At 38.4% G+C, this 26,350-nt stretch carries 23 protein-coding genes; 11 read left to right on the top strand and 12 right to left on the bottom strand.

Going from position 1 to position 26,350, the window contains the following annotated elements:
- The first annotated feature begins 13 nt into the window (after positions 1-13).
- From uvrB to proB, 8 genes are all read left to right on the top strand, one after another.
- Positions 14-2,035 carry an excinuclease ABC subunit UvrB gene (gene uvrB, locus ABLB96_RS15985; RefSeq protein ID WP_348895437.1) on the top strand — a complete coding sequence of 674 codons (2,022 nt, stop codon included), beginning with the start codon at positions 14-16 and terminating at the stop codon, positions 2,033-2,035.
- Between the two features lie 92 nt (positions 2,036-2,127).
- On the top strand, positions 2,128-2,715 hold the full coding sequence (locus tag ABLB96_RS15980; RefSeq protein ID WP_348895436.1) for a lipocalin family protein: 588 nt from the start codon (positions 2,128-2,130) through the stop codon (positions 2,713-2,715).
- A gap of 107 nt (positions 2,716-2,822) precedes the next feature.
- The gene (rarD, locus tag ABLB96_RS15975) at positions 2,823-3,770 is read left to right on the top strand and encodes an EamA family transporter RarD (RefSeq protein ID WP_348895435.1); all 948 of its coding nucleotides are present in this window, start codon (positions 2,823-2,825) and stop codon (positions 3,768-3,770) included.
- Between the two features lie 216 nt (positions 3,771-3,986).
- On the top strand, positions 3,987-5,444 hold the full coding sequence (locus tag ABLB96_RS15970) for a glyceraldehyde-3-phosphate dehydrogenase (protein ID WP_100192426.1): 1,458 nt from the start codon (positions 3,987-3,989) through the stop codon (positions 5,442-5,444).
- 150 nt (positions 5,445-5,594) lie between these two features.
- Positions 5,595-6,329, top strand: a complete 735-nt coding sequence (locus ABLB96_RS15965) for an MFS transporter (RefSeq protein WP_348895434.1) — start codon at positions 5,595-5,597, stop codon at positions 6,327-6,329.
- Positions 6,330-6,340: 11 nt separating this feature from the next.
- Positions 6,341-7,015 (top strand): hypothetical protein, encoded by a 675-nt coding sequence (locus ABLB96_RS15960; RefSeq protein ID WP_213064726.1) that lies wholly within the window; start codon positions 6,341-6,343, stop codon positions 7,013-7,015.
- Positions 7,016-7,180: 165 nt separating this feature from the next.
- Positions 7,181-8,401 carry an Obg family GTPase CgtA gene (gene cgtA / locus ABLB96_RS15955; RefSeq protein ID WP_348895433.1) on the top strand — a complete coding sequence of 407 codons (1,221 nt, stop codon included), beginning with the start codon at positions 7,181-7,183 and terminating at the stop codon, positions 8,399-8,401.
- A 15-nt stretch (positions 8,402-8,416) separates the two neighbouring features.
- The gene (gene proB, locus ABLB96_RS15950; protein ID WP_348895432.1) at positions 8,417-9,550 is read left to right on the top strand and encodes a glutamate 5-kinase; all 1,134 of its coding nucleotides are present in this window, start codon (positions 8,417-8,419) and stop codon (positions 9,548-9,550) included.
- Between the two features lie 26 nt (positions 9,551-9,576).
- Here the strand turns inward: proB and ABLB96_RS15945 are convergent, their stop codons facing one another.
- Both ABLB96_RS15945 and ABLB96_RS15940 read right to left on the bottom strand, forming a co-directional pair.
- Positions 9,577-10,233 (bottom strand): HAD family hydrolase, encoded by a 657-nt coding sequence (locus ABLB96_RS15945; RefSeq protein ID WP_348895431.1) that lies wholly within the window; start codon positions 10,231-10,233, stop codon positions 9,577-9,579.
- Positions 10,200-11,408: a DUF1615 domain-containing protein gene (locus ABLB96_RS15940; RefSeq protein ID WP_348895430.1), complete on the bottom strand. Its 1,209-nt coding sequence runs from the start codon at positions 11,406-11,408 to the stop codon at positions 10,200-10,202. Before ABLB96_RS15940 ends, ABLB96_RS15945 begins: the two co-directional genes overlap by 34 nt.
- A gap of 83 nt (positions 11,409-11,491) precedes the next feature.
- On the opposite strand from ABLB96_RS15940, the gene dusB reads away from it, so the two are divergent.
- On the top strand, positions 11,492-12,517 hold the full coding sequence (dusB, locus tag ABLB96_RS15935) for a tRNA dihydrouridine synthase DusB (protein WP_348895429.1): 1,026 nt from the start codon (positions 11,492-11,494) through the stop codon (positions 12,515-12,517).
- 43 nt (positions 12,518-12,560) lie between these two features.
- On the opposite strand, the gene ABLB96_RS15930 is transcribed toward dusB, so the two are convergent.
- Complete coding sequence (locus ABLB96_RS15930; protein WP_348895428.1) at positions 12,561-13,607, bottom strand: nitronate monooxygenase; 1,047 nt, start codon at positions 13,605-13,607, stop codon at positions 12,561-12,563.
- Positions 13,608-13,723: 116 nt separating this feature from the next.
- Complete coding sequence (locus tag ABLB96_RS15925; RefSeq protein WP_348895427.1) at positions 13,724-14,425, bottom strand: VIT family protein; 702 nt, start codon at positions 14,423-14,425, stop codon at positions 13,724-13,726.
- A gap of 254 nt (positions 14,426-14,679) precedes the next feature.
- On the opposite strand from ABLB96_RS15925, the gene ABLB96_RS15920 reads away from it, so the two are divergent.
- Positions 14,680-15,897, top strand: coding sequence for a hypothetical protein (locus ABLB96_RS15920; RefSeq protein WP_348895425.1), 1,218 nt, complete (start codon positions 14,680-14,682; stop codon positions 15,895-15,897).
- Positions 15,898-15,899: 2 nt separating this feature from the next.
- On the top strand, positions 15,900-17,036 hold the full coding sequence (gene wecB, locus ABLB96_RS15915) for a non-hydrolyzing UDP-N-acetylglucosamine 2-epimerase (protein WP_348895424.1): 1,137 nt from the start codon (positions 15,900-15,902) through the stop codon (positions 17,034-17,036).
- A 7-nt stretch (positions 17,037-17,043) separates the two neighbouring features.
- Here wecB and ABLB96_RS15910 read toward each other — a convergent pair whose 3' ends face one another.
- The 8 genes from ABLB96_RS15910 to ABLB96_RS15875 all read right to left on the bottom strand — a co-directional run bounded on the left by ABLB96_RS15910 (position 17,044) and on the right by ABLB96_RS15875 (position 26,288).
- Positions 17,044-17,949, bottom strand: a complete 906-nt coding sequence (locus tag ABLB96_RS15910; protein WP_348895423.1) for a hypothetical protein — start codon at positions 17,947-17,949, stop codon at positions 17,044-17,046.
- A complete protein-coding gene (locus ABLB96_RS15905; RefSeq protein WP_348895422.1) occupies positions 17,927-19,771 on the bottom strand; it encodes a hypothetical protein in 1,845 nt (614 codons plus the stop codon). The genes ABLB96_RS15910 and ABLB96_RS15905 overlap by 23 nt, the downstream gene beginning before the upstream one ends.
- Positions 19,772-21,022, bottom strand: coding sequence for a glycosyltransferase (locus ABLB96_RS15900; protein WP_348895421.1), 1,251 nt, complete (start codon positions 21,020-21,022; stop codon positions 19,772-19,774).
- Positions 21,009-21,905 (bottom strand): hypothetical protein, encoded by an 897-nt coding sequence (locus tag ABLB96_RS15895; RefSeq protein WP_348895420.1) that lies wholly within the window; start codon positions 21,903-21,905, stop codon positions 21,009-21,011. Before ABLB96_RS15895 ends, ABLB96_RS15900 begins: the two co-directional genes overlap by 14 nt.
- Complete coding sequence (locus ABLB96_RS15890) at positions 21,905-22,645, bottom strand: hypothetical protein (RefSeq protein ID WP_348895419.1); 741 nt, start codon at positions 22,643-22,645, stop codon at positions 21,905-21,907. Before ABLB96_RS15890 ends, ABLB96_RS15895 begins: the two co-directional genes overlap by 1 nt.
- 193 nt (positions 22,646-22,838) lie before the next feature.
- On the bottom strand, positions 22,839-24,281 hold the full coding sequence (locus ABLB96_RS15885) for a deoxyribodipyrimidine photo-lyase (protein ID WP_348895418.1): 1,443 nt from the start codon (positions 24,279-24,281) through the stop codon (positions 22,839-22,841).
- Between the two features lie 102 nt (positions 24,282-24,383).
- Positions 24,384-24,866 (bottom strand): peptidylprolyl isomerase, encoded by a 483-nt coding sequence (locus ABLB96_RS15880; RefSeq protein WP_004700040.1) that lies wholly within the window; start codon positions 24,864-24,866, stop codon positions 24,384-24,386.
- Between the two features lie 135 nt (positions 24,867-25,001).
- Positions 25,002-26,288: an NAD(P)/FAD-dependent oxidoreductase gene (locus ABLB96_RS15875; protein ID WP_348895417.1), complete on the bottom strand. Its 1,287-nt coding sequence runs from the start codon at positions 26,286-26,288 to the stop codon at positions 25,002-25,004.
- Positions 26,289-26,350: the final 62 nt, after the last annotated feature.

Below are 26,350 nucleotides of genomic sequence, written 5' to 3'. Positions count from 1 at the left end.
AAGAGAGAGAACTGTGAACGAAAATCAACCTTTCGATTTGGTCACTCACTACCAGCCAGCGGGTGATCAGCCACAGGCAATTGAAAAGCTGGTCAATGGTGTCGAAAAAGGTTTTCGTAATCAGTTACTGCTAGGCGTGACCGGTTCTGGTAAGACCTACACCATGGCAAATGTTATTGCCCAAACACAGCGACCAACGATTGTGATGGCGCATAATAAGACCTTGGCCGCTCAGCTTTATGGTGAATTTAAAGCCTTCTTCCCAAATAATGCAGTTGAATACTTTGTAAGTTATTACGACTATTATCAACCCGAGGCTTATGTTCCGTCTTCAGATACTTTTATTGAGAAAGACGCAGCAATTAATGACCATATTGACCAGATGCGTTTATCTGCAACACGCGCTTTGTTAGAGCGCCGTGATGCAATTATTGTTGCTTCGGTATCTGCCATTTATGGTTTGGGTGACCCAAATGCTTATATGCAAATGTTATTGCATGTGGTTCAGGGTGACCGAGTAAGTCGAGACGAAATTATTCGTCGTTTGGTTGAAATGCAATATACGCGTAATGAGCTTGAGTTTTTACGCGGTACTTATCGAATTCGTGGTGAAATTATTGACATCTTCCCAGCGGAATCGGATCAACATGCGATTCGTATTGAGCTTTTTGATGATGAAGTAGATTCAATTCGTTGGTTCGATCCGCTTACCGGTAAAATGGTACGAAAAGTACCACGTGTTACGATTTATCCAAAAAGCCATTATGTAACGCCAAAAGACAACTTAACGCGTGCTATTGATACTATTAAGGATGAACTTCAAGACCAGCTTAAGTTTTTCCGTGAACATGACAAATTGCTCGAAGCCCAACGTATAGAGCAGCGTACTCGTTATGATTTGGAAATGATGCAGCAGTTAGGCTATACCAATGGTATTGAAAACTACTCTCGTCATTTATCGGGCCGTCCAGCAGGCGAAGCACCACCGACGTTGTTTGATTATGTGCCAGACGATGCCTTACTTATTATTGATGAATCGCATGTAACGGTTCCTCAAATTGGCGCAATGTATAAAGGCGACCGTTCGCGTAAAGAGAATTTGGTGAATTACGGTTTCCGTTTACCTAGTGCACTTGATAACCGCCCAATGAAATTTGAAGAGTGGGAGCGTATTGTTCCGACGACTATTTTTGTGAGCGCAACGCCGGCGAAATATGAATTAGAAAAGTCAGAACAAGTGGTTGAGCAAGTTGTTCGACCAACTGGCTTGATCGATCCTGAAATTGAAGTTCGTCCAGTGCTTACGCAAGTCGATGATGTTCTTTCTGAAATTAATATTCGTAAGAACTTAAACGAGCGTGTGTTGGTGACGACTTTAACAAAGCGTATGGCGGAAGATTTAACGTCTTACTTAAAAGAATATGGCGTTAAAGTTGCTTATCTCCACTCAGATATTGATACGGTTGAACGTGTCAAAATTATTCATGAGTTACGTACAGGTGTATTCGACGTTTTAGTTGGTATTAACTTGCTCCGTGAGGGGCTTGATATGCCAGAGGTTTCTTTGGTTGCTATTTTAGATGCAGATAAAGAGGGCTTTTTACGTTCTGAGCGCTCACTTATCCAGACCATTGGTCGCGCTGCGCGAAATGTGAAAGGTAAAGCAATTTTATATGCAGATAGAATTACCGATTCTATGCAAAAAGCAATTGATGAGACTGAGCGCCGTAGAGCGAAACAAATCGAGTTCAATGAGGAGCATGGTATTACACCACGTAGTGCTGTTCGTCAGGCCATCAAAGAAATTGATACGGGTGAAGTACTTTCAGATGATCAGATTGATGAAAAAGTATTGGAGCAGGCGCAAGCGTTAAGTGCTGATGAGCGCCATATTTTGTCTGACCCTAAACTGTTTAGTAAGCATATTACTAAGCTCGAAAAAGAAATGTTGAAGGCATCGAAAGACTTACAATTTGAACAAGCGGCTCAAATTCGGGATCAAATTGTTCGTTTAAAAGCGCAAATGTTGCAATAAAAGGATACATAACACTACATGATTTGTTTAAAAAACAAGCTAGTGTAGATATTTAAGTTATTTGTATTCACAACTAAAAGTTGAGGGCAACAATGGCATTTCGTAATAATGTTCCGCAAGCCAGTTGGCGCTTGGCAAAAATTGCATTGGGCGGTATTGTTCTGACTGGCTTGGCTGTCGGAACATATGCCTATGCTCAAGAAAAGCCTTTACCGACTGTCGATAAAGTTGAATTAGACCGTTATTTAGGTGTGTGGTATGAGGTCGCGCGTAAACCTGCTTTCTTCCAAAAAAAATGCGCCTACAATGTGTCTGCCACCTATACCTTAAATGAAAATGGAAATGTGGTCGTAGATAACCGCTGTTATGATAATCAAAAGCAATTGCAGCAATCTATTGGTGAAGCATTCGTTGTAAATCCGCCCTATAACACTAAATTAAAGGTAAGTTTTTTACCCGAAGCAGTAAGATGGATACCTGTAGTTCGTGGAGATTATTGGATCTTAAAGCTTGATGAAGACTACCAAACCGTTTTAGTGGGTGAACCTTCACGTAAATATCTTTGGGTTTTATCTCGAACACCGCATCCAAAAAAAGAAGTGATTGATGAATATCTAAGTTATGCAAAAACCTTAGGTTTTGATATTCGAGATATTATTCATACCGAACATAAAGAATAAAAAAATATGCTTAATAAAAAACCATGTTTTCGCATGGTTTTTTCTTTTTTATAGTAGATAAATCAAGTATTGTATCGCTTCATTTAGATTAAAGTGCAATGAGGTTGGTGATGTTCAAAGGCGTGATTTTCTCGGTCATGGCATCATTAACTTTTGGTGTTCTTTATTTCTATACCCAATTGCTTGGTCAACTCGATAGTGAACAGACTTTTGGATGGCGCATTATTGCCACTTTGCCATTTTTAACTTTATTTATGTGGTGGAGTGGTGACTTAAGCCACATCAAAAATATCTATCAGCGCATTTTGGCAAAACCTTCTTTACTTCTTCTACTCATTACAACTTCTGTTTTGACCTCTGTACAGCTATGGCTGTTTTTATGGGGACCCATGCATGGCCGCGGCCTTCAAGTTTCTTTAGGGTATTTCCTTTTGCCTTTAGTACTCGTGCTGGCTGGCAGTATGCTATATGGTGAAAAAATATCAAAATTTCAGTGGGTCGCTATTGTTCTGGCAATAGTTGGCGTAGGACATGAGATTTTTCGACTTGGAAGTATTGCTTGGGAAACTGCTTTAGTTGCCATTGGTTATTCAGCTTATTTTTTATTACGTAAGAAAATTAAAACAGATAATTTAGGCGGTTTTTGGTGGGATCTTGTGATTATTATGCCTGTTGCCATTTATCTGACGCATACAGGTTTATTGCCATATAGTAAGTTTATCGATCAGCCAACCCTCGCTTTAGTTATTATGGGGCTAGGTGTACTCAGTGCGATTGGTTTAGGAAGCTATATATTAGCAAGCCGCTTTTTACCATTGGTTGTATTTGGTTTGCTTGGGTATCTTGAACCAGTATTGCTTGCTTTAGCATCATTAGTTTTGGGGGAGAGCATTGGTCAAGAAGAATGGTTTACTTATATTCCAATTTGGTGTGCTGTGTTTGTACTTGTTTTAGAGGGGGCTGTACATCTTTATCAACAGCATCAAAAAGCCAAAAATTTGCAACTTAATGTCGAAAAATATCAAAAAAGGTTAAAAACTGATGAGTTCGATTAAGGCCTTAAAATATAAAAACTAAGAAAAAGCAAAAATTTAGCTGCTTTAAACAATAAAATAATAAAAAATAATTATAGGTATTTTATGAATTTATGATGAATTTTGGGAAAAACTAGCCACTAACGTCAGCTTTTGATTCATTCTTGCTAATAATTCCATTACAATTACGGGGTTTTAAAAATCACGCCTAGATATAATTAATTAGAGGACGTATCTGTGAGCAAAGACACTATCATCGCCCTGCACGCTGAACACCAAGGCCGTTGGAAAAACCGTGAAGAAATCGCGGAACGTATGATTGCATTAATCGGTCAATTATACCGTGAAAAAAATATTGTCGTATCTGTTTACGGTCGCTCTTTAATTAACCGTTCTGTAATTCAAATTTTAAAAACTCACCGTCGTACACGCGTTGTAGATGTTGAGCTTTCAGTTGTAAATACATTCCCAATTTTAGAAGCTTTAGCAAAAGTTGAAAACATTGGTTCTGCAGAAGTTGATATCGGTAAACTTGCAGTTGAATATAAAGAAAAAGGTGGTGATGTTGACGCTTTTGTTGCTCAAGCAGTTGAGTCAATTAAAGGTAGCGCAACTACTGAACAACCTAAAGACGTAGTTCTTTATGGTTTTGGTCGTATTGGCCGTATCTTAGCTCGCTTAATCATTAGCCAATCAGGTTTAGGTCGTGGTTTAAGCCTTAAGGCAATTGTTGTTCGTAAGTCTTCTGACGGTGACTTGGCAAAACGTGCTTCTTTACTTCGTCGTGACTCTATTCACGGTACTTTCGCAGGTACAATCTCTGTTGATGAAGAAAACGAAGCAATCATCGCTAACGGTAACTTCATCAAAGTCATCTATGCATCTAGCCCAAGCGAAGTAGACTATACTGCTTACGGTATCGACAACGCGCTTTTAATCGACAACACTGGTAAATGGCGTGATGCTGAAGGCTTAAGCCAACACTTGAAATGCCCAGGTGTTGCACGTGTTGTATTAACTGCGCCAAGTAAAGGCGAGATGAAAAACGTTGTATTTGGTGTAAACAACACTGATATCTTAGATGAAGACAAAATCATCTCTGCTGCAAGTTGTACAACAAATGCAATCACTCCAATTCTTAAAGTATTGGATGACAAATATAAAGTTCTTAATGGTCACGTTGAGACAGTTCACTCATTTACAAATGACCAGAACTTAATTGATAACTACCACAAAGCAGATCGTCGTGGTCGTGCAGCTACTTTGAACATGGTTATTACTGAAACTGGTGCTGCTAAAGCTGTTGCTAAAGCATTACCTGCATTAAAAGGTAAATTAACTGGTAACTCTGTACGTGTTCCTACACCAAACGTATCTCTTGCGATTTTAAACTTAACGCTTGATAAAGAAGTTGATCGTGAAGAAGTGAACGAATACATTCGTCAAATCTCGATTAACTCTAGCCTTCAAGGTCAAATCGGTTATACCAACTCTACAGAAGTGGTATCAAGCGACTTTATCGGTTCTCGTACTGCTGGTGTATATGATGCTCAAGCAACGATTACTTCTGGTAACCGCTTAACTGCATATGTTTGGTACGATAACGAAGTAGGTTATAGCTGCCAAGTATTACGTATTGCTGAACAAATGTGTGGCGTAAGCTATACAAAAATTCCTGCAGAAACTAACGCTTAATTCAATTTAACGTTAGATAAAAGTATGTGACAAAAAGACCCAGTTTAGACTGGGTTTTTTTACAACCGTACAAAATATATGCTGATTATTTTTTAGAAATCAATGAGAATAGGAATTAAGGAACAAAAAGAAATAGTAAAGGGATTGGAATTGCAGCAGTTTAAAAGACTATTAATCGTCTTCTTTTTTATCATCATCGCCAATATATGTGGTGTTCTTATCGCTATTTGGGTTTTCAAGCATTTTAATATTTATATTCCGCTGAAAAACCAAGCTGTAGCGATTGATTTACAAGAACCATTACAGGTACAAGTTAAAGTAAAAGATGCTTTAAATGTCGATGTAAAAGGCCGAGTAAATGCGAATATTCCTATTAATGAAAAGTTAACGATTCCTCTTACACAGACGTTAACACCTCGTGTCTATTTCGATAATATGGTGCCGATTAGTACGGTTATTCCTGTTAAAGAAACTTTAAAAGTTGATCAAAGCTTACCCATAGACACTAAAGTTCAAGTCAGAGTATTAGGTAAAGATATTACTTTGCCATTAAAGGGCAATATTCCTTTAAAACTTGATGTGCCTATTGATATTCAAGTCCCACTCGATCAAAAAGTTCATTTGAAGTTTGATGCACCGGTACGGACTGTTTTAAAAGAAAATCTTCATATTCCATTAAATGCTCAATTAAAAACCAATATTCCAATTCAAGGTAGTTTAAATGTACCTGTAAAAACTGCTTTAAATGCTTCGGTAGATGTGAAAAATACCTTGCCAGTTAAAATTGAGCATGGCGAGTTAAAAATACCACTGTCGAGCATGAGCCTCAATCGTGTTAAAGATGATAACAATGCATCTTTACCTGCTCAGAACCAGAACAAGTAGGGACACGGCTTATGTTGGGTTCAATAAAAAGTATGCTGATCAGTTTCTTTCTGATTATGGTACTCACTGCAATTTTATTTTGGCTCTATTTAAATATACAAGCTTCAGTTGTTGTGTCTGCACATGAGTCAGATATTCGTTTACCAGAATCATTAGAAACTAAAATTCATGTAGGGAATAACTTACAGGTACAGTCTATAGGTAAGCTAGATACATCAATTGATATTGATCGTCAGATCTCGGTGCCATTAAAGGGCCGGTATTTGGCCGATTTAGAATTTGAAGTTGAGACTCCAATTACAGTAAGTGTCGATTATACGACAACACTAAAAGTTGATCAGGTCATGCCTTTAGAAACAACCACCGATTTAATTTACCAAAATAAATTACTTCCTAGATTTCCATTAAAATTAAATATTCCTATCAATTTAGATATTCCATTTCAGTTAAAACGTAGTTATACCATTCCCGTTAAAATTGCTTTTAATGGTCCGGTTTATTTTGAGTTTGATGAATCTGTAAATTTACCAATTAAACATCAGTTTAATCCAACTTTAAAAATTAACGATGCTATGGAAATGGGCAATATTTCAAGCTTTAATGCCATTATGTATAACTCTGTACAGCACACTAAAGCTAATCTAGATATGAAAATGGACTTACCTCTGCGCAATGTTCATCCTTAAGGCTATAAACAGATAAAGATTGCTCATGATTTGCCATAAATTTTTATTAAAATAAAAAGAAATAAAATAACAGGCACGAAAGTAGAATTCTCACGATTTTCTATTCGAGAATTTTATGAAAATATGGCAGAATAGGCGGTTTTAGAGTTTTTAGAGGATTGGCAAATGCGCTTTGTTGATGAAGCAGTCATTACCGTAGAGGCTGGCGACGGTGGCAATGGCGTAGCCAGTTTTCGCCGTGAAAAATTTGTACCATTTGGTGGCCCAGATGGTGGTGATGGCGGACGTGGTGGAAGTATCTATATTCAAGCAGATGATGATACAAGTACGCTAGTCGATTACCGTTACACCCGTAAATTCCGCGCTGAGCGTGGTAAAAACGGTGCAGGTGCTAACTGTACCGGACGTGGTGGTGAAGATGTGGTTTTAAAAGTACCTGTGGGTACAACAATTGTTGATACAGATTCAGGCGATATTATTGGCGACTTGGTTGAAGATGGCCAAAGAATTCTGGTTGCAGGTGGTGGTGAAGGTGGTTTGGGGAATACCCACTTTAAATCATCAACCAACCGTGCTCCACGTAAATGCACGACTGGTATAAAAGGTGAGTTTCGTGAAATTCGTCTTGAATTGAAAGTATTGGCAGATGTTGGCTTATTAGGTATGCCAAATGCGGGTAAATCTACTTTCATTCGTGCTGTAAGTGCTGCAAAACCAAAAGTGGCAGATTATCCATTTACGACCATGGTTCCAAACTTAGGCGTAGTAGATGCTGACCGTCATCGTTCATTTGTAATGGCCGATATTCCAGGACTTATTGAAGGTGCGGCAGAAGGTGCTGGTTTAGGAATTCGTTTCCTTAAACATTTGGCACGTACTCGTATTCTTTTACACATCATTGATGTACAACCAATTGATGGTTCAGATCCTGCGCATAATGCAAAAGCAATTATGAACGAGTTGGCTAAGTTCTCACCTACTTTGGCGAAACTACCAGTCGTTTTAGTGCTAAATAAACTGGATCAGATCGCTGAAGAAAGCCGTGAAGAGTGGTGTCAGCACATTCTAGATGAATTAGAGTGGACTGGACCTGTATTTAAGACCTCTGGCTTATTAAGCGAAGGTACAAAAGAAGTTGTGTATTACTTGATGGATCAGATTGAACAACAACGTGAACGCGAAGTTGAAGATCCAGAGTACGCAGCAGAAGTAAGAGCTTTCCGTGAACAATTAGAAATTGAAACACGTGAACAAACCATTGCGGCAAAAGAAGCATACCGTGCTATGCGTCGAGCACAACGTCTCGAAAGCATGATGGACGATGATGATGATTTTGACGATGATGAAGACGACAATGATGTAGAAAGCATCTACGTTCGTGACTAAAAAACCGAGGAAAACATGATAGAAGTGGTCGATGGGCAACGTAAGCTCAGTGAGTGTAAACGAATCGTTGTTAAAATCGGATCATCTTTACTCACAGCAAATGGGCAAGGTCTAGATCTGGACGCTATTTCGCATTGGGCGAAACAGATTGCAGATTTACACAATGCCGGACATGAAATTATTTTAGTGTCTTCAGGAGCTGTAGCAGAAGGTATGGTTCGTATGAAGCTTGCGAGTCGACCCACCGATCTACCCAGTCTACAAGCCTGTGCTGCGATTGGGCAGATGGGTTTAATTCATACTTGGTCTAGCGTACTTGAAAATCATAGTATCCGAACAGCTCAAGTGCTATTAACACATGATGATTTGGCAGATCGCCGTCGTTATTTGAATTCATGTGATGCATTGCAGAACTTGATTGACTGGCGTGTTATTCCGGTGATCAATGAAAACGATACAGTCTCTACTGATGAAATTCGTTTTGGTGATAACGACACTTTAGCGGCTATGGTTGCGGGTCAAGTACATGCGGATTTACTGATCATTTTAACAGATCAGCAAGGCATGTTTGACTCAGACCCACGCCATAACCCAGACGCAAAGCTGTTATCAACTGTGCGTGCCATGGATGATGTTTTATTTGAAATGGCTGGCGGTGGTGGTGTACTTGGTCGCGGTGGCATGGTTACTAAAGTTCGTGCTGCACGTTTAGCTGCCAAGTCAGGTTGTCCAACACTGATTGCTAGTGGTGAAAGTGACAATGTATTGTCACGAGTAATGGCTGGTGAAATGCTGGGTACATTATTTACGACTGATAAAGACCGTATGACAGCGCATCAGCAGTGGCTTGCTGCACATTTACAAACAGCAGGTCGTTTGGTGATTGATGATGGTGCAGTTGAAGCGATTAAATTGAAACATCGCAGTTTATTGCCTGTTGGTGTAAAAACTGTTGAAGGGCATTTTGATCGTGGTGATGTGGTTGAATGTGTTGATAAGCAGGGCAAACGTATTGCAGTTGGACGAGTAAACTTTAGCTCTCGTTCTGCTGAAATTATTAAAGGCTTAGCCTCAGATAAAGTTTACCAAGTGCTTGGTGAAGCTCGTTCGCTTGAAATGATTCATCGCGATCATATGGCAATTTATTAAGTTGTATCCAAATAAAAAAGCTCGCTTTATGCGAGCTTTTTTTCTGGCGTTAAACGAGGGAGAACACGGTCTTCGCCCACCATATAGGGGTGTGTAGCAAGACTAAGCATATCTAGGTCTTCTGAACTATTCCCATAAGCATAAATCTGGTGATAGTGCTGTAGAGAATATTGCTGATGTATTCTTAACTTCTTTTGTTCACTACTACAATCAGGTGTGGAATAGTAACCCGTCATGATGCCATTTTTAATTTGAGTTTCAGTACAAATTAAGTCGATCCCGAGTAACTTGCAAAGCGGAGCAAGATAGATATCGATTGAAGCAGACACTAATACTACGTGATCTCCACGTAACTGATGTTGCTGTAACTGCGCGAACATTTCAGGCGAAAGGGTCGAAACCAACTCTTGTGCGTATTCTTCACCTAATCTTTGCAATTCAATTGCAGGCGTATGACTGAACATACTGCGAAAAAGCTTGGCACGCATAGCATGGGCTGGATAAAAGTTAAGATAATAGGCTTGTATCCATGGTAAAATTTTCAAGCCTTGCTTAACAATGTGGCGTTTAGATAACGCATAAAAGATGAACCCTGTAAAGCTATCTTTACTGCACAAGGTCCCGTCAAAATCGAACAGGGCGAGATTTCTTATAGTCTTATTCGTTTCGCTCGTTGCATACATGATTCATATCGTCCGTTTACGCGGGTTGCATACCAGTTAGTATTATAGTCACGACTTAATTTTGGCCCAGAAATCACCACTTGAGGCATCATTGCATAGATTGGTTCTTTGCCAGTTTTTGCTTTATAGAGTTTAGTCAGGGCAATATAGGTTTGTGTACTCTCAAACTTTTTCTCTTTTTCTAATTTCAGATCATCACGCAGTTGTCTTGGCGTAATTAAAACATTATTTGCAGTAAATACATTCATTAATTCTTTTTCTGACTGACTTTGAACTGCACGTGGATCACCGGATTTATCGTAAAGTAATAAATCACCATCTAAAGTAAGTTTAGCTTCAGTAAGATCATCCAACATACTTTGAAAAGCAGCATTACGGCTAGAATACATGCCAGAGTTATAATCGGCAAAACGATAAATGGCTTTATCGTAATTTGCTGGATAGACCATCAAGCGATGAATACCATAATATAGACCACCATATTGGGTATAAAGATCATTTCTGAGGTCGGCAATATTCATACTAGTACGCTTATGTGCTTTGGCGTAATTAATATGAACTTGCATTGAACCCAAGGTCGTAATGGGGTTCATTTTTTCGCCAATATCTTGTCCAACGAGTTTAGCTGCACCAGTTAAAGCACTGACATGATAATGTTGAGTCATAAAATCAAAAATCTGACGATAAAGTAAATCGAGATCTTTCTCGGTTTTGACTTTACCCATCTGAGTCATATAGTTGTTGTCAGGAGAAGGCTGTGTTCTTAATACTTCTTCGAAATAACCCGCAACAGTTCCACCAATTTTCTGGCCAAGTTTATCTTCAAACTTTTCATTTAAACGGGTACTGACTTCTTCAACTGCTTTTTTACCGAGACCAGGGACTACAGGATTAGCAACAAAGTTGGACTCCTGGTCAACAATAGCGACAACACTACAGACATTCTGCTTCGTTTTAGGAATTTTTAAGTCCTGCATAATATCGTTAATATCTTTTGCCCATGACTCACGATCATGCACACGTGATGGAATTAACTTTTTAATGTGTTGGCTGTCTAAATCAGGCTCATCATTTTTTGACCACCAAGCTTTATCTCCACAAGCGGCTAAACTCATGCATACGGCAACCATACCGAATGATTTTAATAAAAAACGGGAAGACAACGGTTTGTTCATAGCGAGGAGAGCACCTGCATAAAAAGATGAGCTGATGAAGCGGATGAAGTATACTATGTTGATCATGAATTGTATGAATATATATGTATATTGGTCCCTATCAACTGTCAAATAATTTAATCGTTGCTCCAATGGCGGGTGTAACCGACCGTCCGTTTAGAACACTATGCAAGTATTTTGGTGCGGGTCATGCGGTCAGTGAAATGATGACTGCTGACAAGACCTTACGGATGACTAAAAAAAGTCTTTATCGTGCGAATTTTGATGGGGAACTAGCTCCAATTTCTGCACAAATTGCTGGTTCTGATCCGGAGCAATTAGCTGAAGCTGCCCGTTATCAAGTCGCAAATGGGGCACAAATTGTTGATATCAATATGGGATGTCCTGCAAAAAAAGTATGTAATAAATTAGCAGGTTCAGCGTTATTACAAGATGAAGACTTGGTTGCCCGAATATTAGATGCAGTTGTGGCAGCAGTTGATGTGCCGGTAACTTTAAAAACCCGTTTAGGTTTTTTAAACGGTCAAGAAAATATTTTACGTGTGGCTAAACGTGCTGAGGAAGCGGGGATCGCTGCGTTAGCTTTGCATGGCCGTACACGTGAAGATATGTATTTAAATACAGCGCGTTATGAATTGATTAAGAATGTTAAAGAACTAATTAATATTCCCGTGATTGCCAATGGGGACATCGATAGCCCTGAAAAAGCAAAATATGTGCTCGACTATACAGGCGCCGATGCAATTATGATTGGTCGAGCTGCACAAGGCAGACCATGGATTTTTCGTGAGATTGCTCATTATTTAAAAACAGGTGAGCATTTGGCTGCTCCAAATATTGAAGAAGTCAAAGAGGTACTTTTAGGGCATTTGTCTGAGTTGTACCAGTTTTATGGAGAATACTCTGGTTGTCGTATTGCCCGTAAGCATATTGCTTGGTACACCAAAGGGCTGCGTTCAAGTAACGAGTTCCGCCAAAATATGTATAAAGTGGAAACGACTGCTGAACAAGCATTGGTGGTTGAAGCTTACTTTAATCAGTTGCTTGCTGAAGGTAATTTGATGAGTGATGTTCAGGTTGAACAAGTTAATTTATTAGATACCCATTAAAAGAAGGCAACCAGTACTTTAACTGGTTGCTCAGAACTTTTATCTATTCATTATCTAGCATTTCAACAACCAGTTGATTGACAAGATCAGATGCGCCTAATTCGCGTATTTGAGCAACATTACTTCCTGCCCAAAAAGCGCCAAAACCATAATCATGATATTTACTTGCAAGCGCATTTAACTGTTTCGCTAAATCGTAAGTATAAGGATATTCTGGTTGTACCGGACGATTAGGGGAGTCGATTTGCGTATGCCAATGGTTGAGTAAACCGCGAGCAGGGCGACCAGAAAGGCTCGCACTGATTTGTGTTACAGGTTCACTAAAAAGTGCTTTGCGATATTCAGCAGAAGCATTAGACGTTTGGCATTGAACAAATGCTGTTCCTAGCTGTACTGCGGTTGCCCCTAAACTCAACATATGTTTGGCTTGTAAGCCAGTCATGATGCCACCCGCAGCCACAACCGGAAGGGTACAATGCTTCACAATAAGTTGAACCAAATCGGTAGTTTTAATGGCACCATCAAAAGTTTGGTTGAAAATACCTCGATGCCCACCTGCTTCAATACCTTGAGCAATAATAATATCAATACCTGCGGCTTCAATAGCTTGAGCTTCAATAAGGTTTGTGGCTGAAACCATGGTCAAAATACCAGCTTCTTTTAAGGCCTGAATTTGATGCGGATGGGGAATGCCAAAATGGAAACTCACCGCCTGAGGCTTGGTTTCTAAAACAACATTTAGAAAGTCATCATTATCTAGAAAGCTTGGATAGATACAGTGTAATTCTTGGGGTGGTTGAGCACCGAATTTTGCGAAATAAGGTCGTAAATAATCAATCCATTGTTTTGCTTTTTCTATATCAAGTTTTGAAGATTGATGACAGAAAAAATTAACCTGAAATGAGTTTTCTGTGAGTGCTTGGGTTTTTAAAATTTGTTCACGTGCACTTTGTGCAGTATTTGCTCCTAAACCCAATGACCCTAGAGCCCCTTGATTTGAAACCTCGGCAGCCAGTTCAGGAGTAGATACACCTGCCATTGGAGCCAGAAAAATTGGATGCTTAATTGCAAGCTGTTGTAATAGGCTCATTTTTCTCACCTCATTTCTTTCTTCTCACCATAACGTGAAAATAGAACCAAGAGCAAATAATATTGGCTATTTAATTTTTAAATATTCAAGTACTTCAGTTTGCCAGAACCCTATTTTTATAATGGGGTCACATTAAACAAGGAACCAATCCAGCTTGAAAAAGCCATTGCTAAAATTCCCCATAGCGTAATACGTAAACTACCTTTAATTTTAGAGGTACCTGCAAAGTAACTCGCAAGAGCACCTAAAATTGCCAATGCTGCAATACCAGTAATAAGTACACTTGGCATAATGAGGTGTTCGGGGCTTAATAAGATTGCAAGCATGGGGAAGAATGCCCCGAAAGAAAATGAAGCTGCCGAAGAAAGCGCCGCTTGAATTGGATTTGCCGCCGTATTTTCATGAATACCGATTTCGTCTCTAGCATGGGCACCCAAAGCATCATGAGTAGTAAGTTGAATAGCCACTTCCTTTGCCAGTTCTTTTGATAGACCTCTAGAAATATAAATATGAGTTAATTCATCTAATTCTTTTTGAGGGTATTTTTTTAGCTCTTTTGCTTCAATGGCTAGGTCCGATTTCTCAATGTCTTCTTGAGATTTAACCGAAATATATTCTCCGGCAGCCATTGAAGTTGCACCTGAAATAAGTCCGGCAATACATGTAATTAATAGAGTATGAGAACTCGCACCACTTGCTGCCATGCCCATAATTAAGCTCGTGACCGAAATAATTCCATCATTCGCCCCTAATACTGAAGCTCTGAGCCAACCTGAACGGTGAATCGCATGATGCTCTGTATGATGTGGAAAAGCCATGTGTTTTTCCTTATAAATGTTTTATAAATGCTATGAAATTTTACAATTTATTGATCAAAAAATATGTCATTATTATAGGGAATTTAAGGATAAGACAGAATAGATCAATAATAAAAACGGAGATTAAATTATTCATTTTAAAACATCCTTAACCTAACTTAACGATGTAACTTATTATTTTTAATTATGATATTGATTGATCATTTCAACGGCTTACTCCTCCTTAATAAGTCTAATTTACTGTAGAGGTGAAAATGAAAAATAGCAAAACAATAAACTCTATAACACATTCAATATTACTTATGGGAGCAGTGATCTCTTCTTTAGCAGTAGTAAGTATGAGTTCGGTTTATGCACAAGACCAAGTAAATTCTGAGTATAAACCGGGCAATCTCATTTATGATAAGTGGGACAGATTTTATAAAATCGAACAGTCTCAGCCACAAGAAGCGGAAAAGATATTGGTTGAGCTAAGTAAATTGACACCTACAGATATTAAAGTCTGGAAAAGTCTTACCTATTTACAGATTCGGCTTGAAAAAAGAGATGAAGCTTTACAAAGCTTAAGACAAGCAAGAAATTTGGCTCCTCAAGATGACACTTTAAAATTACAAGAAGCTTATTTGCTGAATCAACAAAAAAGAAATCCAGAAGCATTGGTTTTATTTAAAGAATTAACGTCATCTTCAGACCCTGAAATTGCTGGTAAAGCAACTCAAGCAGTCAAAAATTTAAGTGGTGGCGAGATTAAACCCTATTTTGGTGATATTTATTTTGCACCGTCTTATGAATCGCGTTATGACGACGTTATTTTTCCTTTAAAAGTTCGGTACGGTAAAAACATCGACAATGGACGTGCTCAAGTCTATGGCTTTCTTAATTTAAACCGTGACACCAAATCTCAAGGTGGTGTACGACCTGAAATTATTGATGAAAATGCAGTGACTTTAGGGGTGGGTGCAAACTATCAACCGTGGACTTCAATTCCTGTTCGTGCTTATGTCGAGGTAGGTGGAAGTTATGACTTGATTGATAGAAATAGAAAGAAATTTCGTGAAAGTGTTGTGGGCGGTGTAGCGGGGTATCAAGAATGGTATTCGCAATCAAGTTGTAATACATTTTGTTTAGATAATTACTTTACTGATTTATATGGTAATGTCGCGACGTATTCGAGAGAAGACTATAACGTTATTGGGGATTTACGCTTACGTACAGGTTTAAACCTATATAAAGGTGAAAGTGGAATTGTGCAAGCTTATGTAAAATTACATGGCTTAGCAGATAGTAAAAATGAATATTACAATAATTTATTTGAATATGGCCCGGGCATTTCATGGCAACCTTTTAATTACCAACCTATAAAACTACGTGTTGAACGTTTATATGGTGATTATTTTAAAGATGTGCCTGTTAATACAAAAGATCATTACAACAATACCCGTGTAGAACTTGTTTTTTATAAGGATTTCTAATAATGAAAAAAATTTTTATTTCGATAGTATTTGGTACTCGTCCAGAGCTCATAAAATTGGCTCCGGTAATTTTATTAGCAAAACAAGATTCACGATTTCAGGTTGAAGTTATTTTTACGGGTCAACATGATGAGTTAGTAAGAGATGCTATTGATTTCTTTGGAGTTGAAATTGATCATCGCCTTAAAATTATGAATGCTGGACAAAGCCTCAATCAATTATTAATCCATGGCTTAACACAACTTGAAAAAGTCTATACAGATGGTCAAAAAAGAGATGCTGTAGTCATCCAAGGCGATACTACAACTGTCTTGGCTGCGGGTTTAGTCGCATTTTCAATGAGAATTCCTGTTGCGCATGTCGAAGCTGGTTTACGTTCTTACGATTTGGATCATCCATTTCCTGAAGAAGGCAACCGCCAGTTAGTTTCACGTATTACGAAATGGCATTTTGCCCCTACAGAACAGTCAAAGCGTAACTTGTTAAATGAGCAAATCCAGCCGTCATTGATTACTGTGACAGGTAATACTGTTGTAGATGCGGTGTATTTAGGACGAAAATTGATTGCTGAAAATTCTGGTTTGAAAAACCAGCTTGAGCCTTATGGTATTCAATTAAAACAAAACGATAAAGTTGTGCTCATTACAGCTCATCGCCGTGAAAACTTTGGTAGTGGTATTCAAAATATATGTAATGCGGTTGAGCATCTAGCTAATCAGCATCCTGACTTACATTTTATCTGGCCTGTTCACTTAAACCCCGCGGTTCATGATGTAGTACATGACAAGTTTAAAAATCATGCTCAAATTCATTTAGTGAAACCACTCGATTATCCAAGTTTATTGGCCGTGATCGATCGCTCTACATTTATTTTAACGGACTCAGGTGGTCTACAAGAAGAGAGCCCGTCGTTCAATAAGCCAGTATTAATTTTACGAGATACCACTGAACGACCAGAAGTGGTAGAGGTTGGAGCGGGAGTACTGGTGGGAACAAATCAACAAAGAATTATTGAAGAAGCTGAAAAACTTTTAACGGATTCACAGCATTATCAAAAAATGGCACATGTTGAAAATCCGTTTGGTGATGGGCATGCTGCTCAGCGTATATTGGATGAAATTGCTAAAACCTATGAATAAGAATAACTTATTTTAAAGCTTGTGGTTCGCTTATGGTGGTAGGAATGCCGCCATAAGTTAAACGGTACCATAAGCCGACTACGTAAACTGACCAGCGGCCCATATAGTGGGGACCATCAAAAATATAAATTGTTTTTCCTTCATAAGCTTTAATTTGAGAAATAATCTCCCAAGGGTATGCTGACCGGAATTGGCCATTTTTTTTGGTACGAAATGCTTCTAAAACAATGACGGTTTTATCTTTTCCAATGGTATGCTCGAGTTGATCTAAAATATGTCTGGCTTGTTGAGGGGTTCTGACTCCAACACCTACACCATCTTGGAAAAAGACGCCAGCTTGTTCTGGTAACCAGCTTTTCACCCATAAATCGTAATTTTCAGGTTCACGTTCGCCACTATAAACACTCACCCAAACAGGTGAGGGTAGTTTTTCTAAAACTTGTCCTAATGTACTTACTCTTAACCAAGTCGGGTCTGCTTCTACTGGAAAATAATATCCTTTTAATGGGGCATCTTTTTGTTCTTTAATAATTTGAGCAGATTTTTCTCCTAAAGCAACAACGTTTGCACGTGCTTCATGTTCATTATATTCACCCGCTAAACCCAATATGAGATTTTTAGCCCATGGTTGTTGTTTAATTTTCTGGATATCAATGGCTTTTTCCCACTGGGGAAGATCAGAGTTTTTCCACCAAGATTTAGATTCAACAACTGACCATTGGGGCACAAAAGTATTTACCCCTAAATAATGCCAGTTTCCTTTAGGTGGCGTAGTTGCATTATCTGGCTGCCAAAAAATGCCTTCAATAATTGGGGGCTGTCCGTGATCTTTGAACAACCCCGCATATGCCACTACACTGCATATGATTAAAATACTAAAAGCAGTTATTTTAATTGTTATTTGTTTTTTCATTATTTCGTCGTAACCAATACCACAAGAATATCACTATTATCATAATTGCAGAGATAATCACAACCAATATAAAGAACGATGATTGCTGAACTAGTGGTGCTTTTTGATTTCCGACAATGAGTTTTTGAAGAACATAAATATTTCCATTTTTTGAAACTAACATTTTGGTTACGTTATTTGGAATTTTATGTTGTATTTTCCCCCATAAATGCATGAAGGTTAGAGCGCCATTCTCTGAGTCTGTAATTACATCAAAACTGTTATTGTTATAACTCACAATAAAACCATCTGCTGCGGCAGGGGCATAAATCATGTTTTGATGCATTAAAACTTGTTGCTGGTAAATTTCCTTGTTTATTCTCACATTAATCGCTTCTGGCGAGCTTGGAGAAAAACGTACCAGATTAAGTGGCATTGGGGCATCTGTAAGCAACATATTTTTAGCGACTTGCCCTAGAATAATTGCAATATTTAATGCTCCTGATTGATCATCAATTGCAATGGTTGGTTTCGTTGCTAAAGTCATTGAAAGGGCCGCAACGCCATTTTTGAGTTTATGGGGAAGGTTTACGGTTGACTTCGCGGTATCAACCCAAAGTGATCCATGAGCATTTGGCAAACATTGAGAGTTTGCAATAACTGAGTTTTCAAGCTTTAAGCTAAAGTTGGTTGTATTTGAAATTGCTTTTGCAAAAATATTGAATTGGCGATTGACGGGGTCAGAAGCAAGATCCGCCGTTTTCATACTGCCTGCAAGACCACCATCGATCCATGCGGTAATGCTAGAACCTTGTAATAAACCACTTTGAATACGAAGTGCGATTTGCCCTTGTAGAATATCGGTAGGCTGCCATACTGAGGGAAAATCAAGAAATAAGTTCTTTTCAGCATGATTAAGCCTAAAGTCATCAATACCTAAATCTGCAAGTGTATTAATCTTTTTAAATTGAGCCCATGCTGGTGCTGAAATTGTGGTTGGGAAAGAGGCACTTCCTGTATCAAGCTGTTGAACATAAGCTGGGTTAATCAATCCATTGATAGCGGCAGTAAGCTCTTGCGGCGTATGGTAGGTAATCGATAAGGTCGGTACGCCATCTGCTGGTTTTGCAATTTGAACTAATGCACCACCTTTAAGAGGAGTCGCAGAATGGATCACTTCAATAATAAAGTTTGTTTCAGGGTTTAGGTTTGTTTGGCCTGAGTCGACCCATTCAATTGGTGTGACTGAACGCCAAGAGCTTGCCAGACGCGCAAGCATGGATGCTTCAGCAATTTCTTTACGGTCATATTTTAAAATTCCAACAAAAGGCGTAGGTCGTCTCGCCTGTGGATTAAACAAAGCATCGGGTAGATCTTTTAAACGGTATATATTTCGAACAGGCGTAAAGTCGATTTGAGAATTACTCAAATAAGTTAAATGATCAATGTCTTCGGTACAGAATGTTTCTTTTGTCTGGTTTAGAGTGGTCGGTTTTGCATATTGTTGAATAATAAAATCTAAACGATGAAACCCACTTGGGCTGGCAGGAATATTAAATTTAAATTGGCCATCACCATTAAGGGTGGTGTTATAAATGAGCTTATCATCATATTTTACAAGGAGCGTTGTGTCATTTTCAGTTGAATAGTGACTCGAAAACTGAATATTTTGCCATTCCGCACCTTTTCCAACATAGAAAAAATGAGGCTCGACCGTATATTTCGTTGAGGTACTAATATCGTCAAGTTCCCACGTATATGCATGAGTAGACATGGCAAATAAAAGACCTGTGCTGGCAAGGAGCACTTGAGCGGTTTGGTAAAGATCAAAAGTCTTTTTCATTTATTTTTTCTCCTTGCTACGTTCCGTTTTGTACCATTGAAGGGAGTTGCCCTGTATTTTATTTTTAAGCATGTCAAATGCGGCTTTAAAAACAATAAATAAGAAAATTTGTGAATAACTTACGTAAGATAAGACAGAATAAAAATACAGTTCTGGTTTAACTTTTTCTAAAGAAAGCGTAAACCACATTTGTGCTACATACAGGCAAAATGAGAGGCCCCATAGAAGTGTAAAAGGACCGGGAACTGAAATACCTGCAATGCCAAGTAAGCCCAGTGTTAAGGTAATATGACTCCACAGCAAAGCTGGTACGAAAAGGATATAGCACATAATGTTATTTAGAATTTCAATTCCGATCGGGAATGGGGTTCTAAGTGCGACTGGTAAATATTTACGGGTTACGTAAAAATTACCTTGTGTCCAACGTGAGCGCTGTTTAATAAATACACTTAATGAAGGCGGATCTTGCTGCCAGCCAATAGCATAAGGAACCCATTTAATTCTTTTTTGACCGATGAAAATTCGGAAACTCATTTCTGTATCATCAACCAACGATTTTTCATCAAAACCGCCCAATGTCTCTAAAGCATCTCGCCAAATGACATAGTTAGTACCCATTAAGGTTGATAGTTCAAAACGTTGCCAGCGTCCACCTTGGAAAATCCATTGGAAAAAGATGAACTCAATAGCAATGAAGCGGGTCAAAATACTGTCTCGCCAGTTACGGGTTCTGACCTTACCATTTACAGCGACTAACTTTTTATCTGCCAGTAAGGTTTGCGCGAGTAATCGAACACAATCAGGTTCAGGCGTACTATCGGCATCATAAACAACAATGAGCTCACCTTTGGCATGGGGAAGGCCATTATTGAGTGTTCTCGATTTTCCTTTGCCTCCCATGCCTTTGGGTACGTTGACAATTTTTATGCATGGATAAATTTTTGCGAGACTTTCAGCAATTTCAAGAGTGTTATCTTTTGAACCATCATTTATGAGCAACACTTCATAAGACTCAGCTGGATAGTCCTGCTGAGCAATGGCATGCAAAGTATCCTCAATCACCACACCTTCGTTATAGGCAGGTATTAAAACGCTTAAGATCGGCCATTTCTCTGGAATGGGTAGGTTTTGTAGTTCTTTTTCCGCTGTTTTTGAATATTTCCATGCCTGATAGCTTAGCCATGCCCAAAATGCCTGTGGAATCCAGATTCCTAAAAAACCAAATAAAAATAGAATATCAATTGGAGCCATTTTTACGAACCCTCCGAATAATAGAGGAGATGAGCAGTAACAATAAAATCGCTCCAACCACCAAGGAGATCCACGAAATATAGCTACCAAATGTACCGAGAAGATCCGGATAGGTACTTCTTAAAATAAGATCAAGTGGGACAACAACTGTGCTTAAGGCAATAAAAATATAGCCTATAAAACTCGTATTCACATGTTCAGGTGTACTTACATAATTAATTTTATTAAATTTCCAGGAAATACCGAGTTGCGGATAGCGAATATTGGACACAGGTAAGTCGGCAGGTGGATTAATGATAATTTCATAACCTGAAACATGACCGTTAAAATCCTTAGCAGAATAAAATAAATGTTGGCCGTGTTTGATTTCTCTAGAAGGTAAGGGAAGTGTTGAGGGGTCTAACTGAACAATATAAGTGCCCGCTGGTTGGGAAATTAAATTTTCATCCCAACCTGTACTTACAAAAGCAGCCATTGGACGTAAACCAAGAGCGGTTGAAAACGTAGCCTTTGCCGCGAGATATTGAGGTTGTTCAGATTTGAACTGGACTATGGGAATAGCCCCCTGACTTACCGCTTCTTTTAATAAGAAGTAATGAGGGAAACCAAATATTTCGTCGGGCAATATAATGCCCGGTTTAACTCCTTGATGAACAAATTTCTGGAAACTTTCGGAGTTAAGCTGATCAATAGTAAAAACAGGCCACCATGTGTCTTGGTAAGGAAAAAACATGGAAAGATCATTAGAACTTTGTACTTCTTTTTTTGTTTGTTCCGCTTTAATTTCGCAATGATAATATTGCCGATAAAATTGCTGCAAAGTAGCGTCTGGATATTGGCTAGACGCAATAACAATTCCACAAATATTAAGAAGATTAGACATTAGCCGATCTCCTCAGGTGGAATAGGAATAATTTTATAGTCCACCTCAAGACGCAATGTCGTAATTTCTTTTAATTTTTTAATAAAATCAGGTTCTTCTTCGCTTTTTTCCTGACGAATCATAATACTGTATATATTTTCGAGATCATCGTCTGCGAACTGGAAAACAATTTCGTTGGGCTGATGTTGGCTCAAAATTTTAATCATTTCATTTTGAGTTGTTTTCCATACATCATCGCCGAGCATTTCTTTAATGAGACTACGATTCAGTATCCGAATTTCGAACACTTCGTAATCTTGTACATTGTGATGATCAAGTAATTTGAAAAAGCTATGTTGAAAGTAATTTAAAGCACTAATGGGGAAAATATCACGGCGATAATTTCGGTCGTAGCTTTGAATATCACGGTATTTTTGGACATTAATTTCAATATTGTGCCGTACAGCGCTTAAAAAGAGCGGAATAAGAGGAATGATGAAAAGTAAAAGTAGCTGACGTTCAACATGGGTTTGTGCGGCCAAGTCGAGTAAAAAGTATACGGCTACTCCAATAAAAGCAAGCAACCCTACAATTAAAGACACACCAACTTCCAAAAAAGCACCAGAAATTAAAAGAAGAAGAATAAAAATCCAGCTTCCTCTAAAACTCACAGGTAACCACTCGTATGCAATCATCCCGATAAATAGATGAGCTGCGATAATCCATAAGACGAGTGTTCTACCGGGATTTTTTTGTTGCATGCGCGCTATGCTGCCTTTTTGTAATGTTAATTTTTTTATACTTTTATAAAGAACGGTGATGCTTTGCGAAGTTGTTGTTGTTTCTGTCCTTTTTAGGTATCTATTATATTTATTTTTAGATTAAAGCGGCTTTATAGTCAAACATTGTTATTACTTTTTAATCAAAAATAAACAGATAAGACGCAACTCTTATCTAAATACGCTTGAATGTTTCAATGGCTTTTAGTCGAGTTTCTTTAAGATCTACAATAGGTTCCGGATAATTTAACTGAGTATTGGCCGTTTTTGAGTAGGGTTCATGAATATCTTTATTATTTAGATGAGCTAATTCTTTAACCCAAGTGCGAATGTAGTCACCATTCGGGTCAAATTTTTTTGATTGGGCAATCGGATTAAAAATTCGGAAATAAGGAACGGAGTCTGTGCCAGTTGATGCACACCATTGCCAACCGCCATTATTCGCAGCCAAGTCTCCATCGATTAAATGTTGCATAAACCATTGTTCACCAATACGCCAATCAATCAGTAAGTTTTTACATAAGAACATTGCTGTAATCATTCTTACACGGTTATGCATCCAACCTGTTTGTAAAAGTTGACGCATTCCGGCATCAATAATAGGAATACCCGTTTGGCCAGTTTGCCATGCAGCTAAGTGCTCTGGGTGATGATTCCATTTAATTTTTTGAGTATCTTTTTTAAAGGGAAGGTGTTTAGACACATGAGGAAAATCAAATAAAATATGCTGATAGAACTCTCGCCAAAGAAGTTCATCTAACCAGACTTGTTGACCTTCATTAACCAAATGAAAGGCGCCATGTTGTTCACGAAAGAGGGCTTGTAAGCACTGTCGAATAGATAAAACACCAATGTTTAAATAAGGCGAAAGCTTACTTGTGCCAGATACATGTGGAAAATCGCGTTCGACATTGTAGTTCGATACTGCATCTTCAATAAATTGGTCTAGTTGTTCTAAAGCATATTGCTCGCCAACCGGCCATAAATCTTGCTGCTCTGTTGTAACAGATGAGCAAAATAGCTTTTCAATTTCTGCTAAGTCTGCATTTTTTGCGTCTAAAAAATCAGATGAGATTTCATTTTGCTTGTGCGGCAGAGGATAGCATTGCGGTAAACCACTGGTATCTAGTTTTGAATAACAGACTTTTTTGAATGCACTAAAAACTTGATAGGGTTGCTCTGACTGATTGCGGATCGAGCGTAAAGGAAAAATGGTGCGGTCATGAAATAAAAAGAGTTCTTTACTGTTTTTGTTTAAATAGTCTTGTACAGCTTTATCTCTTTTTAATTCATTTACTCCCATTTCAATATTGGTATAAACATTTTCAATATTATATTTTCTGCTGAAATCAGAAATAGCTTTGGCAATATCTTTCCAATAGGGAATCACTTGAACAACAAGCGGGATATGGAGTGCTGCTAATTCCTCTTGAAGTTTTTTGAGTTGGCGTAAATAAAAATTAATTTTTATTGGAGCATCATCGTGCTTTTTCCATTGTTCTGGCGATAAAACCACTAATCCAATAGAAGGACCTTGCTGGCAGGCATGCCATAAAGCTGCATGATCACGTACTCTCAAATCTTGGCGAAACCAGATGAGCTGATAAGCATTTGACATGCACTGTCCTAAAGTAAATTAACCCACTGAATATTATCTAAAATAAAGGCATAAAAAAAGCAAAGCCGAAGCTTTGCTCTTTATCATCTTGTTAAAGATGAATTAGTGGTGGTGACCACCAGCGCCGTGTACGTGACCGTGATCAAGCTCTTCAGCAGATGCTTCACGGATTTCTACGATTTCAACTTCAAAAGTTAAATCTTGACCAGCAAGTGGGAAGTTAGCATCAACAACAACGTTGTCGCCTTCAACCGCTTTAACTGTAACGATTTGAACGCCGTCATCAGTTTGAGCTTGGAATTGCATACCAGGTTGAATGTTATCAACACCTTGGAACATTTGAGCTGGAACTTCTTGTACTAGGTCTGGGTTGTATTCGCCATAACCTTCAGCCGCTGGTACGTTAACAGTGAATTTATCACCAACAGTTTTACCAGTTAATGCATTTTCTAAACCAGGAATGATATTGCCTGCACCGTGCAAATAGGCAAGTGGTTCACCTTGAGATTGATCAAGTGTTTCACCCTCAGCGTTTGTTAATTTATAGTGGAATGAAACCACGTGGTTATTTGCAATTGCAGTCATGTTTTTGATCCATTCAATCAATTAAAGCGTACATCATAAAGTGAAAAATAAATTTTGTAGACTACAAAATCTCAATCTTTAACACTTTTTCTAATGCGTTTTTATGTAAATAGGGATGAACTTAAAAAATTCAACTCAATACAGCTTAATTTTTGGACGTACACGTCTTGTAAGTAAATCTTTCACTGTGAGTAGTCCAGCTTGAGTGTATCCGTGAATTGTTGCTTGATGTAAACGGTATAAAGATACATACATGGTTTTAGCAATATATCCTTGTACGCTTACATCACCCAGCAATTCTCCAACGGCTTTATTACGACTTAAAGACACGAGTGAGCCTTTGTCGTTAAAAGTAAACATCGGCTGTGGTCTATCATTTAAACGAGCAGCCATAGCCTCAACTAAAAAGCTTGCTTGCTGACTGGCAACCTGAGCACGTGGCCCAAGTGGAGGGTTTCTTGCATCTAGTTGGCAATGCGCACAATCACCAAATGCAAATACATTAGGATCAGAATAGGTCTGTAAAGTGGCATAAACCATTAAACGATTAATACTGTCACGTTTAAAATCGGTGAAACTTTCAAGAACTTTTGGCGCTTTTACCCCAGCTGCCCATACCGTAATATCACTTTTGAGCTGATTGCCGTTACTGAAATAGATACAGTGCTGATCAATTTTTTCAACACGGTGTTTAGTTAAAATTTCAACGCCCATTTTTTTGAGTTGCCCAGCACTGTGTTCAGCAGTTTTTTCGCTAAGTGCTGGCAAAATACGCTCAGATGCTTCAATGAGTGTGATTTTGACTTGATCCGGATGGATCTTTTTTAAACCATAGCGATAGAAGTTTTTAGTGGTTTCAATGAGTTCGGCAGCAAGTTCGACTCCAGTTGCACCTGCACCAACAATTCCGATATTTAAAGTACGTTGATTTGGTTGATTCTGCGCCTCAATGTATAAATGCAAAAGATCTTGCTGAAATACGTCAGCTTGTTTTCGGCTATCGAGGAAATGACAGTTTTCACGAACCCCTTGTGTATTAAAGTCATTTGACACAGAACCAAGCGCTAAAATAAGTGTGTCATAACTGAGTTGTTGAACATGATTATTTTGTTCTTTAGACACTTGAGGGGGAATTAAATCAATTATTTTTTGATCTTTATTTACTGCAACGAGTGTCCCTAGTACAAACTCGTAATGATGTTTTTCTGCATGAGCAAAATAATTGGTTTGTTCTTCGTGAGGGTTTAAAGAACCTGCGGCAATTTCGTGGAGGAGGGGTTTCCAAATATGAGTCAAATTTTGGTCGACTAATGTAATTTTTGCTTTACCACTTTTCCCAAAAGTTTCACCGAGTTGTGTGGCTAGTTCTAAACCACCAGCGCCACCACCAACAATTACAATATGATGTAAATTTTGGGCCATTTTTATCACCTAATTATTTTTCTATAAAAAAAGATGGCTAAATTATGCCATCTTTTATTTAT

This window comes from Acinetobacter sp. XH1741 (genome assembly GCF_041021895.1).
GTDB lineage: Bacteria > Pseudomonadota > Gammaproteobacteria > Pseudomonadales > Moraxellaceae > Acinetobacter.
Note: the sequence above shows the minus strand (reverse complement) of the source record. Positions and strands in the feature narration are given on the sequence as shown.

What these genes read in the sequence shown, in the direction of transcription:
- ABLB96_RS15940 (WP_348895430.1), bottom strand. Translation starts at nt 11,408, where the DNA reads ATGAACAAACCGTTGTCTTCCCGTTTTTTATTAAAATCATTCGGTATG.
- ABLB96_RS15980 (WP_348895436.1), top strand. Translation starts at nt 2,128, where the DNA reads ATGGCATTTCGTAATAATGTTCCGCAAGCCAGTTGGCGCTTGGCAAAA.
- cgtA (WP_348895433.1), top strand. Translation starts at nt 7,181, where the DNA reads ATGCGCTTTGTTGATGAAGCAGTCATTACCGTAGAGGCTGGCGACGGT.
- ABLB96_RS15895 (WP_348895420.1), bottom strand. Translation starts at nt 21,905, where the DNA reads ATGTCTAATCTTCTTAATATTTGTGGAATTGTTATTGCGTCTAGCCAA.
- ABLB96_RS15905 (WP_348895422.1), bottom strand. Translation starts at nt 19,771, where the DNA reads ATGAAAAAGACTTTTGATCTTTACCAAACCGCTCAAGTGCTCCTTGCC.
- ABLB96_RS15880 (WP_004700040.1), bottom strand. Translation starts at nt 24,866, where the DNA reads ATGACTGCAATTGCAAATAACCACGTGGTTTCATTCCACTATAAATTA.
- ABLB96_RS15925 (WP_348895427.1), bottom strand. Translation starts at nt 14,425, where the DNA reads ATGGCTTTTCCACATCATACAGAGCATCATGCGATTCACCGTTCAGGT.
- ABLB96_RS15910 (WP_348895423.1), bottom strand. Translation starts at nt 17,949, where the DNA reads ATGAAAAAACAAATAACAATTAAAATAACTGCTTTTAGTATTTTAATC.
- ABLB96_RS15945 (WP_348895431.1), bottom strand. Translation starts at nt 10,233, where the DNA reads ATGTATGCAACGAGCGAAACGAATAAGACTATAAGAAATCTCGCCCTG.
- dusB (WP_348895429.1), top strand. Translation starts at nt 11,492, where the DNA reads ATGTATATTGGTCCCTATCAACTGTCAAATAATTTAATCGTTGCTCCA.
- proB (WP_348895432.1), top strand. Translation starts at nt 8,417, where the DNA reads ATGATAGAAGTGGTCGATGGGCAACGTAAGCTCAGTGAGTGTAAACGA.
- ABLB96_RS15920 (WP_348895425.1), top strand. Translation starts at nt 14,680, where the DNA reads ATGAAAAATAGCAAAACAATAAACTCTATAACACATTCAATATTACTT.
- ABLB96_RS15930 (WP_348895428.1), bottom strand. Translation starts at nt 13,607, where the DNA reads ATGAGCCTATTACAACAGCTTGCAATTAAGCATCCAATTTTTCTGGCT.
- ABLB96_RS15960 (WP_213064726.1), top strand. Translation starts at nt 6,341, where the DNA reads ATGTTGGGTTCAATAAAAAGTATGCTGATCAGTTTCTTTCTGATTATG.
- wecB (WP_348895424.1), top strand. Translation starts at nt 15,900, where the DNA reads ATGAAAAAAATTTTTATTTCGATAGTATTTGGTACTCGTCCAGAGCTC.
- ABLB96_RS15885 (WP_348895418.1), bottom strand. Translation starts at nt 24,281, where the DNA reads ATGTCAAATGCTTATCAGCTCATCTGGTTTCGCCAAGATTTGAGAGTA.
- ABLB96_RS15875 (WP_348895417.1), bottom strand. Translation starts at nt 26,288, where the DNA reads ATGGCCCAAAATTTACATCATATTGTAATTGTTGGTGGTGGCGCTGGT.
- ABLB96_RS15890 (WP_348895419.1), bottom strand. Translation starts at nt 22,645, where the DNA reads ATGCAACAAAAAAATCCCGGTAGAACACTCGTCTTATGGATTATCGCA.
- ABLB96_RS15900 (WP_348895421.1), bottom strand. Translation starts at nt 21,022, where the DNA reads ATGGCTCCAATTGATATTCTATTTTTATTTGGTTTTTTAGGAATCTGG.